This is a genomic window from Pseudomonas sp. NPDC086581 (assembly GCF_044746165.1).
Lineage (GTDB): Bacteria > Pseudomonadota > Gammaproteobacteria > Pseudomonadales > Pseudomonadaceae > Pseudomonas.
Genome location: NZ_JBIVBR010000016.1, coordinates 32,835 through 45,935, shown reverse-complemented (window position 1 = coordinate 45,935; position 13,101 = coordinate 32,835). Strand labels below are relative to the sequence as shown.

Genomic DNA, 13,101 nt, shown 5'->3' with positions numbered 1-13,101 from the left:
CTGTCACTGTCGGATCAAGACAGGCGCAGTTGCCGATCGAGACACCGAAAAACAAGAACTCACGCCATGCATTCCCTCGGCTATACATCCGTCCCCGCACTGCTGAAATACCTGCGCCACGCCGAGTCCCTCGGCATGGACCTGGACGTTGCCCTTCAGGCTGCGGGACTGGAGCGCTCGCAACTGAGCGACAACAGCCAGCGCCTGCCCAGCGAGGCCCACGAGCGCTTGCTGCAACACCTGTGCGCGCACTCAGGCGATGCGCTGTTCGGCCTGCACTCCGCACGCTTCGTGCAGCCGGGCTCGTGGAGCGTGCTGGGCTACATCACCATGAACTGCGCCAACCTGGGCGAAGCCATGGGCCGCATCATTCCCTACGAGAAACTGGTCGGCGACATGGGCGTCAGCCGCCTGGAGCCGGGCGAAGGCCACATCAAGCTGATCTGGAACTGCCGCCACGAGGCCGCGCAGATCCGCCGGCACATGGTGGAGAACGTACTGGCGTCCTGGCTGCTCTATGCGCGCTGGATCGCCGACACCAATGGCTCGCCGCAGGAAGTCTGGTTCGAGCACGCGCGGCCCGAAGGCACCGACGTCGCCGAGTACGAAGCGCTGTTCGGCTGCCCGGTGCGTTTCGAACAACCCTTCAGCGCCCTGCTGGTGCCCCTGCAATTGCTCAGCTACCCGCTGCGCCAGGCCGACGCCAACCTGCTGCGAACCCTGGAAGAACACGCACTGGCGCTGATGGCCGAATTGGACGACGACGAGCCGCTCCCCCTACGAGTGAAGAACGCCCTGCGCCTGCTGCTCAAGGACGGCCTGCCACGCAAGGAGCGCGTCGCCGAGCGCTTCGAGATGACCGTGCGCACCTTGCAGCGTCACCTGCAGCAGGCCGGCACCAGCTACCAGCTGATCCTCGACGAACTGCGCCAGGAACTGGCCGAGCACTATTTGGTGCACAGCGACCTGCCGATCCAGGACATCGCCCAGTACCTGGGCTTCACCGAGTCGCGCTCGTTCCACCGCAGCTTCAAGGGCTGGACCGACCAGACGCCCGGCGAGTATCGCCAGCAGCATAAAAAAACGCCGGTCTGAGACCGGCGTTTTTCATTGCGTTCCTGGCGCTCAGTCCAGCAGTTCGCTGAACGGAATGAAGGCCAGCCAATCGCCTTCGACCAGCGTCGTCCCCTCGCGCACTTCCGCCAGCCCCTCGGCCCAGGCCGCGCTGCGCAGCACACCGGAGCTCTGGTTGGCGTAAGGCACCGCACGGCCATTCTCCAGGCGCGCGCGCAGGTACTCGCGGCGGTTGCCCGGCTTGGTCCAGTTGAAGCCAGCGGGCACCTGCAGGCGCAACGGCTCGACCTTCTGCATGCCGAGGCGACGCATCAGGTAGGGCCGCGCCAACAGCGCGAAGGTCACCAGGGTGGAGGCGGGATTGCCCGGCAGGCCGATCACCGGCACCTGCTGGTAGTGGCCAACGGTCAGCGGCTTGCCCGGCTTGATCGCCAGTTTCCACAGTGCCAGCTCGCCCGCTTCACGCAGGGCCGCGCCAAGGAAGTCCGCCTCGCCGACGGAGACGCCGCCGGTGGAAAGGATCAGGTCCACATGCGACAGGCAGGACAGGGCAGCACGAGTGCGCTCCAGGTCGTCCGGAAGGATTCCCGCGTCCACGACCTCACAACCGAAGCGCTGCAGCCAGATACGCAGCAGGTGGCGGTTGCTGTTGTAGATCTGCCCGAGCGCCAGCGGCTTGCCCGGCTCGACCAGCTCGTCGCCGGTGGACAGCAACGCCACGCGCGGACGGCGGCGCACAGTCAGCTCAGGGTGACCGAGGGATGCGGCCAGCGCGATCTCGATCGGGCCCAGACGTGTGCCGGCCGGCAGTACGCAGTCGCCCTTGCGGATTTCCTGGCCTTGCGGGCGTACGTGCTGACCTATATTGAGCGCTTCGAGGAAACGCACGCGGCCGTCTTCCAGCACCTCGACGTTCTCCTGCATTTCGACGCAATCGGCGCCCTCAGGCACCGGTGCGCCGGTGAAGATGCGCACGCAGGTCCCCGGCAGCAGAGGTTCCCCCGCCTGTCCGGCGAAAATCTTCTGGCTGATCGCCAGCGGCTCGCCCCGCCAATCGGCTTGGCGCAGCGCGTAACCGTCCATGGCGCTGTTCGGCCACGGTGGCAGGTCCAGCCCGGCGAGCAGCGGCCCGGCGAGCACGCGGCCGTCCGCCTCGCTCAGCGGCAGGGTTTCGGTATCGAGGATCGGGGACTGCTCCGCCAGGCTCAGCAGGCGCGCCAGGGCATCCTCGACCGGCAGTAATCCAGGCTTGTCGCAGCAGCTCATCCGCGGCTCTCGCAGGGCGCCGCCTTCTTCAGGTGCGGCACGAAGTTGCAGGGGCGGTGGCTGGCGTCCAACTGCTCACCGAGGATGCCGTCCCAAGCGGTGCGGCAGGCGTTGGTGGAGCCCGGCAGGCAGCAGACGAGGGTGCCGTTGGAGAGGCCGGCCAACGCGCGGGACTGAACGGTGGAGGTACCGATGTCCGCCACGGAAATCTGCCGGAACAGCTCGCCGAAACCGTCCACCACCTTGTCCAGCAGGCAGGTCACGGCCTCCGGGGTGCTGTCGCGGCCAGTGAAGCCGGTGCCGCCGGTCACCAGCACGACCTGCACTTCGTCTTCGGCGATCCAGCTCGCGACCTGGGCACGGATGCGATAGAGGTCGTCCTTGAGCAGGACGCGGGCGGCCAAATTGTGGCCAGCGGCCTTCAGGCGGTCGACGAACAGTTGGCCGGAGGTGTCAGTTTCCAGGGTGCGGGTGTCGCTGACGGTGAGGACGGCAATGTTCAGCGGGACGAATGGCTGCTCGGCCTTGTGGCTCATGATGAGGGCCCTTGCTTGTGAGGTTGGAATGCGCGGTGTTATATCACAGGCCCGCCCCGGAGACCCTGACATGCCCAAAGCCCCGCTGCCTCCCTGTTCCGTCCTGATCCTCGCCGGAGGACGCGGCCAGCGCATGGGCGGCCAGGACAAGGGCCTGCTGGAGTGGCAGGGCCGCCCGCTGGTGAGCTACGCCGCCGCCCTCGCCCGGCCCTTCAGCGACGATCTGATCATTTCCTGCAACCGCAACGCGGACATCTACGCCGGCTTCGCCGACCGCCTTGTGCAGGACGACAGTGCGGACTTCCCCGGTCCACTGGCCGGCATCCGTTCAGGCTTGACCGCTGCGCGCCATACCCACCTACTGGTATTGCCCTGCGACACGCCACGCCTGGATGCCGACTTGCTGGAGCGCCTGTTGCGCGCATCCGCCACAGCGCCGGACATCGTGCACATGCTGCGCCGCGGCACTCAGTGGGAGCCACTGTTCTGCATCATCCCGGTGGCGCTGCGCACGCCGATAGAAGAAGCCTGGGATCAGGGCGACCGCAGCCCGCGCCATGTGTTCTCGAACCTGGGCCTGGAGGCGGTGGATTGCCCGGCCGACGACCCCCGCCTGGCCAACCTGAACACACCGGAGCTGCTCTATCGCGTCCGATAGCGACAGAGTCGAAAATTTTCCGGGAACTATGCTGCAAAGCCCCCGGTCAGACTTTTCGTACTTTTTTGTTCGCTCATCAGGAGATTCACCCATGAACAAACGGATGCTTCCCGCCTTCCTGCTCGCCCTGGGCTTTAGCGTGCTCGCTGGTTGCTCCACACCGTCCGTCATCACCCTGAACGATGGACGCGAGATTCAGTCGGTCGACAAACCCAAGTACGACGAAGAATCCGGCTTCTATGAGTTCGAACAGCTGGATGGCAAAACTGCCCGTGTGAACAAGGATCAGGTACGGACTGTCAAGGACCTCTGATTCTCCCGGTAGTGAAAACGCCCCACAGGCCTTGATCGGTCTGCGGGGCGTTCGCGTTTTCACGGGGGCGAAATAATTTTCAAAAATTTTTCGCTAACCCCTTGTGCATCAAAAGTTTTTCGGTAGAATGCGCGCCAACAAACGGAGCGTAGCGCAGCTTGGTAGCGCGTCTCGTTCGGGACGAGAAGGTCGCTGGTTCGAATCCAGTCGCTCCGACCAAATCCCGAAAACCCGCCTAACGGCGGGTTTTTTATTGCCTGCGATTCTTCCTCAAACGAAGAACTCGCAGGCACAAAAAAGCCCGTCCAGCAGGACGGGCTTTTTCATGGGCGGCTCAGAGCTGCCCGGACTTGCGCAGCGCCACCTGTGAAAGGGCGCTCCAGTCCAATTCGCCATCACCGTGGGCGATGGCTTCGAGCAGGTTATCGCGCAGGAGGCTGGCGAGCGGCAGCGGAACCCGCTGTTCATGCCCGGCCGACAGCGCCAGGCCGACGTCCTTGAGCCCCAGCACCAGACGGAAGCCAGCCGGATCGAAGCGCTGCTCGGCGATCTGTGCGCCGTAGTTGCGATAGACCGGCGCGTTGAACAGGGTGTTGCCCATGATCTCCATGAACTCGCCCGCGGCTACGCCGTAGGTCTTAACCAGCGCCGCACTCTCCCCCATCGCCTCGATGGCGCTGGCGATCATGAAGTTGCCGGCGATCTTCACAGCGACAGCGCGTAGCGGGTCGTGGCCTAGCGGCCAAGTCTTCTGCCCCAGTACGTCGAGTACCGGCTGCGCCTTGGCGATGGCGGCCTCGGGGCCGGCGACCAGGATGTTCAGCTTGCCGGCGACGGCGACATCGGTGCGTCCGAATACCGGAGCGGCGACGAATTCGACGCCTTGCTCACGGTGCCGCTGGATCAGTTCGTCGACGAAGGCTGTGGATAGCGTGGCCATGCTCAGGTGAACCAAACCTGCATTGGCCGAAGCCAGAGCGCCGCTTTCCAGCAACACGGCGCGGGTGGAGTTGTCGTCGGCCAGCATGGAAATCACCAGCTCGACATCGAAGGCCTGCGCGGGGTTGGCAGCAGCAATGGCGCCCAGCGCCACCAACGGCTCGGCCGCAGCCGGCGAGCGGTTCCACACGGTGACCTGGTGGCCGGCCCTGATCAGGTTGGCTGCCATGGCGGCACCCATGCCGCCCAGTCCGAGAAATCCTATCTTCATTGCAAAGCGCCTCGCATCGTTTAACAGATGAGCAGGAAAGCCGAAGACGAATCAGCGGCTGAGGAAGCTGGCGACCTGTTCGGTATCGAAAGGCCAGTTGAGCTCGGCGCCGGTATCGCAGCGGCGCAGCACGGGAATACTCAGGCCGTACTGTTCAACCCATTCGGCGTGGTCGGCAATATCCACCAGCTCGACCAGCAAGCCGTGTTCGACGAAGGGCATCAGCACCGCCTCGGCCACTTCGCAGAGGTGGCAACCGAGGGTGCCGAAAAGCTGGCATTCCGGGGGCATGGACGGGTCCGAGGTTGACGACATGAGTTCAGACTCCGGCGTGCTTGAGCAGCGTGTCAGCCACGGCGCGGGCCTCGCGACCTTGCTGCGCCGGGCCTTGCATGTGCGCCATCACCAGCACGCCTTCGAGCAGGTACTGCAGTTGGCGCGCCAGGGCTTCCGGCTCCGTCGCACCTAATCGCGCCAGTTGGGCCGCGAAGAAGCGGCCGAGAAACGCCTTGTGCTCGGCGGCCTGCTGGTGGATGGGATGTTCTCGGTCGTGGAACTCGCCGGCGGCATGGATGAAAGCGCAGCCGCAGAAGTCCGGACCGTTCAGCACTTCCTGCAGGCCGTCGAAGACCGCCAGGATCGCCTCGCGGGGCGCGAGAATGCGCTCGGCCACTTCCATGCGCTCGACCATGCGGGCGTGGCGCTCTTCCAGCGCCGCCATGATCAGCTCGTCCTTGGACTTGAAGTGCTTGTACAGCGTCATCTTCGCGACGCCCGACTCGGCGAGGATGCGGTCGACACCGGTAGCGTGATAGCCCTCGCGGTAGAACAGATCCTGGGCGGTGGCGAGCAGCAGCTCGCGTTTGCTGGATGCCATGGCATTACCTCCTGACCGGACATTATGCGCGAGGCTCGACGCCCTTGGGGAGCGGGAACGCTGCCGAGGCGATAGCGCCGATGCCGATTAGTGGATGGTCATTTCGCTTGAACTATACAGACCTGTCTGTCTAATATCTATTCCACGGCCCCACAACAGCCTTCCCACAACAACGGCAAAGGACTCCCGCCATGAAACTCCACGACGTCGCACTTTCCGGCAACTGCTACAAGATTCGCCTGTTTCTCGGACTCATCGGCCGAAAAGCCGAGCTGCTACCGGTGGACCTGATGGGCGGCGCGCACAAACGTCCGGCCTTCCTGGCGATCAACCCGCGCGGCCAGGTGCCGGCGCTGGAGGACGGCGAGCTGCGCCTGGGCGACTCACACGCCATCCTCGTCTACCTGGCTCGGCAATATGCCGAACCGCACTGGTACCCGCTGGACGCCACCACCCAGGGCCGCATCGCCAACTGGATGAGCTTCTCGTCCAACGAGGTGCAGCACGGCCTGGCGATGGCGCGGGTGATCCAGCTATTCAAGCGCCCAGGCGATCTGGCCGTGGCCCAGGCCAAGGGCCGCCATGCGCTGGAGCTGATGGACGCAACGCTGGCCGACCACCGCTGGCTGGCGCAGACGGACAAGCCGAGCATCGCGGACATCGCCGTCTACCCCTACGTCACCCTGGCAACGGAAGGCGGCCTGGAACCCTCCGGCTATCCCTATGTGCAGGACTGGCTGGCCCGCGTGCGCGCCCTGCCCGGCTACGTCGCTCAACCCGCTTTCTGACTCTCTCCTGATTGGCCGTGCCGCCGTCCATGCGGCGGCGCTTTACTGCGCTCCACGAAAAGGAAACTCCGATGCGTCTGCCAACCCTGCTGCTGGTCGCTTTGCTCGCCCTCACCAGCCTTAACGTCCAGGCCGCCGACCTGCGCTTCTCGCTGATCCGAACCTCCGGCATCACCACGCTGGATGCCTTCACCGTGGCTGGCGGCGACTGGACGCGGAAAGTCCCGATGAACCACACCGCCGTACTGGTCCAGCACCACGCCGCCACCTTGCTGTTCGACACCGGGCTGGGCAGCCAGGCGGACGCGCAGTTCAAGCAGGACATGCCCTGGTGGGACAAGCCGCTATTCCGGTACGAAGGCCTGAAACCGGCACGCGAGCAATTGCAGGGCAGCGGCATTTCCATCGATCGGATCATCCTGTCCCACGCCCACTGGGACCATGCCTCGGCACTATCAGACTTCCCTGAAGTCCCGGTCTGGGCCACTTATGACGAGATCAATTACGCCCATATCGCCCAGCCGCCGGCGGTGTTCCCCAGCCAGTTTCGCCATCCGGTGAAATGGGTACCCTTCCAGTTCGATTCGGGCCCCTTCCTGAGCTACGACCGCAGCCTCGACCTGTTCGGCGACGGCAGTCTGGTGCTGGTGCCCATGGTCGGCCACACACCCGGCGCGGTGGGTCTGTTCATCACTCTCGACGACGGACGGCGCTATTTCTTCAGCGGCGACACCACCTGGCGCCTTTCCGGGTTCACCGGGCCGCATGAGAAGTTCTGGGTGAGCCGCAACATGGTGGATAACAACCGCGAGCAGACCCTGGCCGAAGTGGCCCGTGTCCACGAACTGATGCTTGCCTATCCCAAGCTGACCGTGGTGCCCGCTCACGATGCCCTGGTGCAGGACAAACTCGGCTACTACCCCCACTGGATTCAGTGAAAGCCACGCCAGCCGTCACTCGACGCTTCAATAGCCAGCTCACTAATCAGCGACTAAGGTCTAAGAGTCGTCAACATTCGGTAATGATTTAGTAGATAGGCTGTAACAGATTGACATGCCGACCCTGATCCAGTCGGCATCATCAAACTGCCCCAAGCGCTCGAGGAGACAATAACAATGAGCAAGACCCCGATCGCCCGTGCCGTGGCTTTGGCCGCGCTGGGTACCAGCTTTATCCTTCCGACACTCGCCCACGCTGACTTCATCAAGGACAGCAAGGCCACCGTCGAACTGCGTAACTTCTACTTCAACCGCGACTTCCGCCAGGACAGCCCGGCCCCTGCCCAGAACAAGGCCGAGGAATGGGCCCAGGGTTTCATCCTCAAATATGAGTCGGGCTACACCGACGGCACCATCGGCGTCGGCGTCGACGCCCTGGGCACCCTGGGCCTGAAACTCGATTCCTCGCCTGACCGCAGCGGCACCGGCCTGCTGCAGCGTTCCTCGAGCGACAAGCGCGCCGAAGACAGCTACGGCGACCTGGGCGTTACCGCCAAGCTGCGCGCGTCCAAGACCACCCTGAAGGGTGGCACCCTGATGCCGAAGATGCCGGTAGTGCAGTTCAACGACACCCGCCTGCTGCCGCAGACCTTCAGCGGTTTCGCCCTGAACTCCGCTGAACTCGACGGTCTGACCGTCGACGGCGGCCGCCTCTACCAGGTCAACCAGCGCGACTCCTCTGACTACGAGGACATGACCATCACCGGCGGCGGCAAGCGCAACATCAAGCTCGGCGATAGCCTCACGTCCAACAAGTTCCTGTTTGGCGGCCTCACCTACAAGTGGACCGACAGCCTGAGCACCAGCTACCACTACGGGGGCCTGGAAGACATCTACAAGCAGCACTACCTGGGCCTGATCCATGTGCTACCGATCGCCGACAAGCAATCACTGAAGTCCGATATCCGCTGGGCCAAGTCCGATGACGATGGCGGCAGCAACGTCGACAACAAGGCGCTCAACGCCATGTTCACCTATGCCCTGGGCTACCACGCCTTCGGCCTCGGCTACCAGAAGATGAGCGGCGACACCGGCTTCGCCTACATCAACGGCACCGACCCCTACCTGGTGAACTACATCCAGATCGGCGACTTCGCCAACAAGGACGAAAAATCCTGGCAGGCGCGCTACGACTACAACTTCGCCGGCCTCGGCATCCCCGGCCTGACCTTCATGACTCGCTATGTGAAAGGCGACAACATCGACCTGATCACCACCGACGGCGAAGGCAAGGAATGGGAACGCGACACCGACATCGCCTACGTCTTCCAGGACGGCCCGCTGAAGAACCTCGGCGTGAAGTGGCGTAACGCGACCATGCGCACCAACTACACCAACGATTACGACGAGAACCGTCTGATCGTCAGCTACACCATGCCGCTCTGGTAATCCTCACGGCATGACGAAAAAGCCCGGCATCTGCCGGGCTTTTTCTTGCTCTTACGTCTGCTCTAGTCCTGGCTGAGCGCTCCGATCTTGTGGATCGACAGGTCGGCGCCGTAGTACTCCTCTTCCTTCGTCAGGCGGATGCCCACAGCCGCCTTCACCAAACCGTACACCAACAGGCCGCCGGCGAAAGCCACCGTCACACCGAACAGCGTACCGATCGCCTGGCTGGCCAGACTGACTCCGCCCAGGCCGCCCAGCGCCTGTTGACCGAAGATGCCGCAGGCGATGCCGCCCCAGGCACCGCAGAGGCCATGCAGCGGCCAGACGCCCAATACGTCGTCGATCTTCCAGCGTACCTGGGTCGCGGTGAAGGCCCAGACGAACAGCGCGCCAGCCACCATGCCGGTGGCCAGGGCGCCAATGGGGTGCATCAGGTCGGAGCCAGCGCAGACCGCCACCAGCCCGGCCAGCGGGCCGTTGTGCAGGAAGCCCGGGTCATTGCGACCAACCAGCAGCGACGCGACGGTGCCGCCAACCATCGCCAGCAAAGAGTTCACCGCCACCAACCCACTCGCGCCCGCCAGCGACTGCGCGCTCATCACGTTGAAGCCGAACCAGCCGACAATGAGAATCCACGAACCCGCCGCCAGGAACGGAATGTTCGACGGCGCAAAAGCGACCAATCGCCCCTCGCGATAACGCCCATTGCGCTGTCCCAGCAGTATCACCGCCGCCAGCGCCAGCCAGCCGCCAAAGGCATGCACCACCACGGAGCCGGCGAAATCATGGAAGGCTGCGCCGAACTCGGCCTTTAGCCAGGCCTGGAAGCCGAAGTTCCCATTCCAGATCAGCCCCTCGAAGAACGGATAGACGAAGGCCACGATCAACGCCGTGGCACACAGCTGCGGACCGAACCGCGCGCGCTCGGCGATGCCGCCGGAAATGATCGCGGGAATCGCCGCGGCGAAGGTCAGCAGGAAGAAGAACTTCACCAGCGCATAGCCGTTTTCGTGCGCCAGCGTCGCCGCCGGCTGCAGGAACGTGACGCCATAGGCGATCCAGTAGCCGATGAAGAAGTAAGCCAGGGTCGAGATGGCGAAGTCCGAGAGGATCTTCGACAGGGCATTCACCTGGTTCTTCAGGCGCACCGTGCCCACTTCCAGGAAAGCAAAGCCCGCGTGCATGGCCAGCACCATGACCGCGCCCATCAGGAGGAACAGCGTGTTGGAGCCGTGGACCAGCGTCTCTACGGCACTATTGAGGTTTTCCATCACTACAGGCAGCCCCGGAGGTCAAGGGGAAAGCACCAAAACGGCTCGCGGCAGCCCTGTGTCGCACCACACTGAAGCAGCGGCGCACCACAGAGGAGCCGAGCGCTGAACCAGAATGACCCACGAGCCATCCGACCAGCTTCGCAATTTCCTGTACTTCCTTATGTTTTTCAGTGGTTTGAGCTCATGTTCCCGGCCGTTCAATGCACCGGGAACGCCCCGCCGTGGGGCACTCGGCTCTCCATGCGCACCAGAGAAATGCAAGCGGCATACCACTGCAGCAGCATTCAGCGGCTAGGCTTCAACTCGCACGCGAGAGCGGCCTCATGATGAATTTATGAGAAACTTTCCAGCGACACTGGGGCTCGAAATCTAGGAACCTCAACCCGCACAAGGAGCATCACATGCCTCGCAAGACCGCAGTGAACGCCGCCAAGGATGAACTCCTGGCCGAATTCCAGGCCCTCGTCAGCGATACCGAGAAACTCTTGCAGAGCTCGGCTGACCTGGCTGGCGCCGAAGCCGACCAGATGCGCGCGCAGATCCACGAGAGCCTCAAGCGCGCCCGCGACGCCATCTATTCCACCAAGGATTCCGTGCGCGACCAGGGCAAAGCCGCCGTGGACGCCACCGAGGACTACGTCGGTGACCACCCGTGGCAGGCCGTGGGCATCGCCGCCGGTGTCGGCTTCCTCCTCGGCCTGCTGGTCAGCCGGCGCTGATCGATGAGCGACGGAATGGACGCCGGGCCGAAGTCCTCGGCCAACTCCCCTTCCCCGCGGCGCTTCGGCGCCGCGGTCCTTGGCCTGCTGCACGGCCACGTCGAACTGCTTGGCATCGAGTTGCAGGAACAGAAGACCCGCACGGTACAAATGCTGCTGATGGCCGGCCTCGCGCTGGTCTTCGCCCTGCTCCTGCTGGTCGCCCTGTCGGTGCTGGTGCTGATCCTCTTCTGGGACAGCTACCGCCTGCAGGCGGCCATCGGGCTGTGCCTCTTCTACGTGGGCGGCAGCCTGTTGTGTGCCTGGCGCCTGCACATACTGGTCAATGACGAGAGCTCGCCGTTCAGCGCGACCCTCGAGGAACTGGCCCGCGACCGGGAGCGACTGTTGCCATGAGCGAAATGCCCGACGCCCGCAACCTGACCCGCGCCGAATTGCGCAAGGCTATCGTCCGCCTGCGCCTGGAAATGCAGCGACAGCAGATCCGCCAGGAAAGCGAATTGCTGCTGCAGCCGCTGAAGCAGGCACGCAGCCTCGGCCAAAACCTACGCAGCGGCCTGAGTGGCAGCACCCCGTTATGGGGCGCTGGCGGTGCCGCGGCACTTGCGCTGCTCTTGGGCCGCAAACGCCGCTGGATTCGCCTGCTGCGCGTGGGTATCGCCCTCCTGCCGATCCTCCTGCAGATGCGCAGCAAGCCTGGGCCCAATGACCCGCCCGCCCCTTCGGCGCATCTCTGACGTCTAGACTGGCCACATTCTTGCTAAGTGACAGTGAGCTGCGCGCAAGCGCTTTCCTGTCACGCCACTAAGGATGTGTCCCTTGATCGACGGGCAACCCATCGCCTGCTTCCAGCCCTTCATCGATACCGCGACCGGACTGATCGCCGGTGTCGAGGCACTGGGCCGGCTGCGCCAGGACAACGGTGACCTGCAATCGGTCGGGCCGTTGTTCTTCAACCCGCGAGTCGGCCTTGCCGAACTGCGCCGTCTCGACCGGCAGATCCGCGACGCTGCCCTCGCCCGCATCCATGAAGCGCCCAAGGACTGGTTCCTCAGCCTTAACATCTCGCCGCGCTGGATCAGCCGCCTGCGCCCGAACCAGCCGCTGCCCAGCCTCAAGCAGCTACAGCAGCAAGGCGTGCCGCCGGAGCGCGTGGTCTTCGAAATCACAGAACTGGGCGGCGCTCACCAGCGCCTGCCAGAAGTGGTAGCGCGCTACCGCGATGCCGGCGCGCGCATCGCCATCGACGACTTCGGTGCCGGCTACTCACAACTGGACCGTGTGCTGGCGCTGCAGCCGGACATCCTCAAGCTCGACATGCGCCTGTTCCAGGAAGCAGCCCGCGGCGGCCCCAGCGGCGAGGTGGTAAAGGCCCTGGCGCAGATGGCAGAAAAGACCGGCTGCTGGATCATCGCCGAGGGCGTGGAAACCGAAGAGGAAATGGACTTCGCCCTGGAGTGCGGGGCACGCTACGTGCAGGGTTTCCTGTTCGCCAAGCCGGCCCTGGAATTCCCGGCCAGCGACGCCTTCCGCGACGTCTTTGCCCAGCGCCGCGACCACTATGTGCATCGAAAGCTGCAGGAGCGCTCCAACCTCATCCAACTGCGCCAGCAACTCTCCGAACTGATGAACATGCTGCGCCCTTGGGCCGAAGGCGGCGCCATGCTCAGCAGCCTGCCGCCGGCACCGGACTCCTTCAGCCGCCTGCTACGCATCTACCAGTGCGACCGCCACGGCACCCAGACGTCGCCAAACCTGGAATGGAACGGCCTGTTCTGGAAGGAGAATCGCCGCTACCTGGGCCACAACTGGTCCTGGCGCCCCTACTTCTACCAACTGCTCGCCGAGGGCTGGGAAGAGCGCCGCCTGACACTCTCCAACACCTACCGCGACGCCACCACCAACCAGTACTGCATGACTGCCGGCCAGTTCATCGACCAGGGACGACGCCTTCTGCTCATCGATATCGACGCCGAAGGCCTCTAGCGCCGCGATTGAG

At 64.1% G+C, this 13,101-nt stretch carries 16 protein-coding genes and 1 tRNA gene; 11 read left to right on the top strand and 6 right to left on the bottom strand.

Annotation, left to right across the window (positions count from 1 at the left end):
* The first annotated feature begins 66 nt into the window (after positions 1-66).
* Positions 67-1,095: an AraC family transcriptional regulator gene (locus ACIPK7_RS26380; protein ID WP_192430170.1), complete on the top strand. Its 1,029-nt coding sequence runs from the start codon at positions 67-69 to the stop codon at positions 1,093-1,095.
* 30 nt (positions 1,096-1,125) lie between these two features.
* On the opposite strand, the gene glp is transcribed toward ACIPK7_RS26380, so the two are convergent.
* A complete protein-coding gene (gene glp, locus ACIPK7_RS26375; protein ID WP_192430171.1) occupies positions 1,126-2,340 on the bottom strand; it encodes a gephyrin-like molybdotransferase Glp in 1,215 nt (404 codons plus the stop codon).
* The gene (gene moaB, locus ACIPK7_RS26370; RefSeq protein WP_192430172.1) at positions 2,337-2,876 is read right to left on the bottom strand and encodes a molybdenum cofactor biosynthesis protein B; all 540 of its coding nucleotides are present in this window, start codon (positions 2,874-2,876) and stop codon (positions 2,337-2,339) included. The genes glp and moaB overlap by 4 nt, the downstream gene beginning before the upstream one ends.
* A gap of 70 nt (positions 2,877-2,946) precedes the next feature.
* On the opposite strand from moaB, the gene mobA reads away from it, so the two are divergent.
* The 3 genes from mobA (at position 2,947) to ACIPK7_RS26355 (ending at position 4,066) form a co-directional block, all read left to right on the top strand.
* Positions 2,947-3,534 carry a molybdenum cofactor guanylyltransferase MobA gene (mobA, locus tag ACIPK7_RS26365; RefSeq protein ID WP_401091177.1) on the top strand — a complete coding sequence of 196 codons (588 nt, stop codon included), beginning with the start codon at positions 2,947-2,949 and terminating at the stop codon, positions 3,532-3,534.
* Positions 3,535-3,625: 91 nt separating this feature from the next.
* Positions 3,626-3,847 carry a YgdI/YgdR family lipoprotein gene (locus tag ACIPK7_RS26360; RefSeq protein WP_081519426.1) on the top strand — a complete coding sequence of 74 codons (222 nt, stop codon included), beginning with the start codon at positions 3,626-3,628 and terminating at the stop codon, positions 3,845-3,847.
* Between the two features lie 142 nt (positions 3,848-3,989).
* A tRNA-Pro gene (locus tag ACIPK7_RS26355) sits at positions 3,990-4,066 on the top strand.
* 115 nt (positions 4,067-4,181) lie between these two features.
* Here ACIPK7_RS26355 and ACIPK7_RS26350 read toward each other — a convergent pair.
* Genes ACIPK7_RS26350 through ACIPK7_RS26340 form a run of 3 tightly spaced genes read right to left on the bottom strand, consistent with a single transcriptional unit; the run spans position 4,182 to position 5,934 of the window.
* A complete protein-coding gene (locus ACIPK7_RS26350; RefSeq protein ID WP_401091175.1) occupies positions 4,182-5,057 on the bottom strand; it encodes an NAD(P)-dependent oxidoreductase in 876 nt (291 codons plus the stop codon).
* Between the two features lie 51 nt (positions 5,058-5,108).
* Entirely contained in the window at positions 5,109-5,348 is a 240-nt protein-coding gene (locus ACIPK7_RS26345; protein ID WP_401091251.1) for a glutaredoxin family protein, read from the bottom strand.
* A gap of 28 nt (positions 5,349-5,376) precedes the next feature.
* Entirely contained in the window at positions 5,377-5,934 is a 558-nt protein-coding gene (locus tag ACIPK7_RS26340) for a TetR/AcrR family transcriptional regulator (RefSeq protein WP_401091173.1), read from the bottom strand.
* 191 nt (positions 5,935-6,125) lie between these two features.
* Here ACIPK7_RS26340 and ACIPK7_RS26335 point away from each other — a divergent pair, with 191 nt between their 5' ends.
* The 3 genes from ACIPK7_RS26335 (at position 6,126) to ACIPK7_RS26325 (ending at position 9,109) form a co-directional block, all read left to right on the top strand.
* On the top strand, positions 6,126-6,722 hold the full coding sequence (locus ACIPK7_RS26335) for a glutathione S-transferase family protein (protein ID WP_401091171.1): 597 nt from the start codon (positions 6,126-6,128) through the stop codon (positions 6,720-6,722).
* 71 nt (positions 6,723-6,793) lie between these two features.
* Entirely contained in the window at positions 6,794-7,660 is an 867-nt protein-coding gene (locus ACIPK7_RS26330) for an MBL fold metallo-hydrolase (RefSeq protein WP_401091169.1), read from the top strand.
* A gap of 177 nt (positions 7,661-7,837) precedes the next feature.
* Complete coding sequence (locus ACIPK7_RS26325; protein WP_081519420.1) at positions 7,838-9,109, top strand: OprD family porin; 1,272 nt, start codon at positions 7,838-7,840, stop codon at positions 9,107-9,109.
* 62 nt (positions 9,110-9,171) lie between these two features.
* Here ACIPK7_RS26325 and ACIPK7_RS26320 read toward each other — a convergent pair whose 3' ends face one another.
* Complete coding sequence (locus tag ACIPK7_RS26320) at positions 9,172-10,380, bottom strand: ammonium transporter (RefSeq protein WP_192430179.1); 1,209 nt, start codon at positions 10,378-10,380, stop codon at positions 9,172-9,174.
* 404 nt (positions 10,381-10,784) lie between these two features.
* Between ACIPK7_RS26320 and ACIPK7_RS26315 the strand changes: the two genes are divergently transcribed.
* From ACIPK7_RS26315 to ACIPK7_RS26300, 4 genes are all read left to right on the top strand, one after another.
* Positions 10,785-11,102 (top strand): YqjD family protein, encoded by a 318-nt coding sequence (locus ACIPK7_RS26315; RefSeq protein ID WP_045211754.1) that lies wholly within the window; start codon positions 10,785-10,787, stop codon positions 11,100-11,102.
* A 15-nt stretch (positions 11,103-11,117) separates the two neighbouring features.
* Positions 11,118-11,498 carry a phage holin family protein gene (locus ACIPK7_RS26310; protein ID WP_192430890.1) on the top strand — a complete coding sequence of 127 codons (381 nt, stop codon included), beginning with the start codon at positions 11,118-11,120 and terminating at the stop codon, positions 11,496-11,498.
* Entirely contained in the window at positions 11,495-11,839 is a 345-nt protein-coding gene (locus ACIPK7_RS26305; protein ID WP_192430180.1) for a hypothetical protein, read from the top strand. The genes ACIPK7_RS26310 and ACIPK7_RS26305 overlap by 4 nt, the downstream gene beginning before the upstream one ends.
* Positions 11,840-11,921: 82 nt before the next feature.
* Positions 11,922-13,088 carry an EAL domain-containing protein gene (locus ACIPK7_RS26300; protein ID WP_401091166.1) on the top strand — a complete coding sequence of 389 codons (1,167 nt, stop codon included), beginning with the start codon at positions 11,922-11,924 and terminating at the stop codon, positions 13,086-13,088.
* Positions 13,089-13,101: the final 13 nt, after the last annotated feature.

Bases quoted from the DNA above. Each gene is read 5' to 3' on its own strand.
- ACIPK7_RS26380 (WP_192430170.1), top strand. From the start codon at position 67: ATGCATTCCCTCGGCTATACATCCGTCCCCGCACTGCTGAAATACCTG.
- glp (WP_192430171.1), bottom strand. From the start codon at position 2,340: ATGAGCTGCTGCGACAAGCCTGGATTACTGCCGGTCGAGGATGCCCTG.
- moaB (WP_192430172.1), bottom strand. From the start codon at position 2,876: ATGAGCCACAAGGCCGAGCAGCCATTCGTCCCGCTGAACATTGCCGTC.
- mobA (WP_401091177.1), top strand. From the start codon at position 2,947: ATGCCCAAAGCCCCGCTGCCTCCCTGTTCCGTCCTGATCCTCGCCGGA.
- ACIPK7_RS26360 (WP_081519426.1), top strand. From the start codon at position 3,626: ATGAACAAACGGATGCTTCCCGCCTTCCTGCTCGCCCTGGGCTTTAGC.
- ACIPK7_RS26350 (WP_401091175.1), bottom strand. From the start codon at position 5,057: ATGAAGATAGGATTTCTCGGACTGGGCGGCATGGGTGCCGCCATGGCA.
- ACIPK7_RS26345 (WP_401091251.1), bottom strand. From the start codon at position 5,348: ATGCCCCCGGAATGCCAGCTTTTCGGCACCCTCGGTTGCCACCTCTGC.
- ACIPK7_RS26340 (WP_401091173.1), bottom strand. From the start codon at position 5,934: ATGGCATCCAGCAAACGCGAGCTGCTGCTCGCCACCGCCCAGGATCTG.
- ACIPK7_RS26335 (WP_401091171.1), top strand. From the start codon at position 6,126: ATGAAACTCCACGACGTCGCACTTTCCGGCAACTGCTACAAGATTCGC.
- ACIPK7_RS26330 (WP_401091169.1), top strand. From the start codon at position 6,794: ATGCGTCTGCCAACCCTGCTGCTGGTCGCTTTGCTCGCCCTCACCAGC.
- ACIPK7_RS26325 (WP_081519420.1), top strand. From the start codon at position 7,838: ATGAGCAAGACCCCGATCGCCCGTGCCGTGGCTTTGGCCGCGCTGGGT.
- ACIPK7_RS26320 (WP_192430179.1), bottom strand. From the start codon at position 10,380: ATGGAAAACCTCAATAGTGCCGTAGAGACGCTGGTCCACGGCTCCAAC.
- ACIPK7_RS26315 (WP_045211754.1), top strand. From the start codon at position 10,785: ATGCCTCGCAAGACCGCAGTGAACGCCGCCAAGGATGAACTCCTGGCC.
- ACIPK7_RS26310 (WP_192430890.1), top strand. From the start codon at position 11,118: ATGGACGCCGGGCCGAAGTCCTCGGCCAACTCCCCTTCCCCGCGGCGC.
- ACIPK7_RS26305 (WP_192430180.1), top strand. From the start codon at position 11,495: ATGAGCGAAATGCCCGACGCCCGCAACCTGACCCGCGCCGAATTGCGC.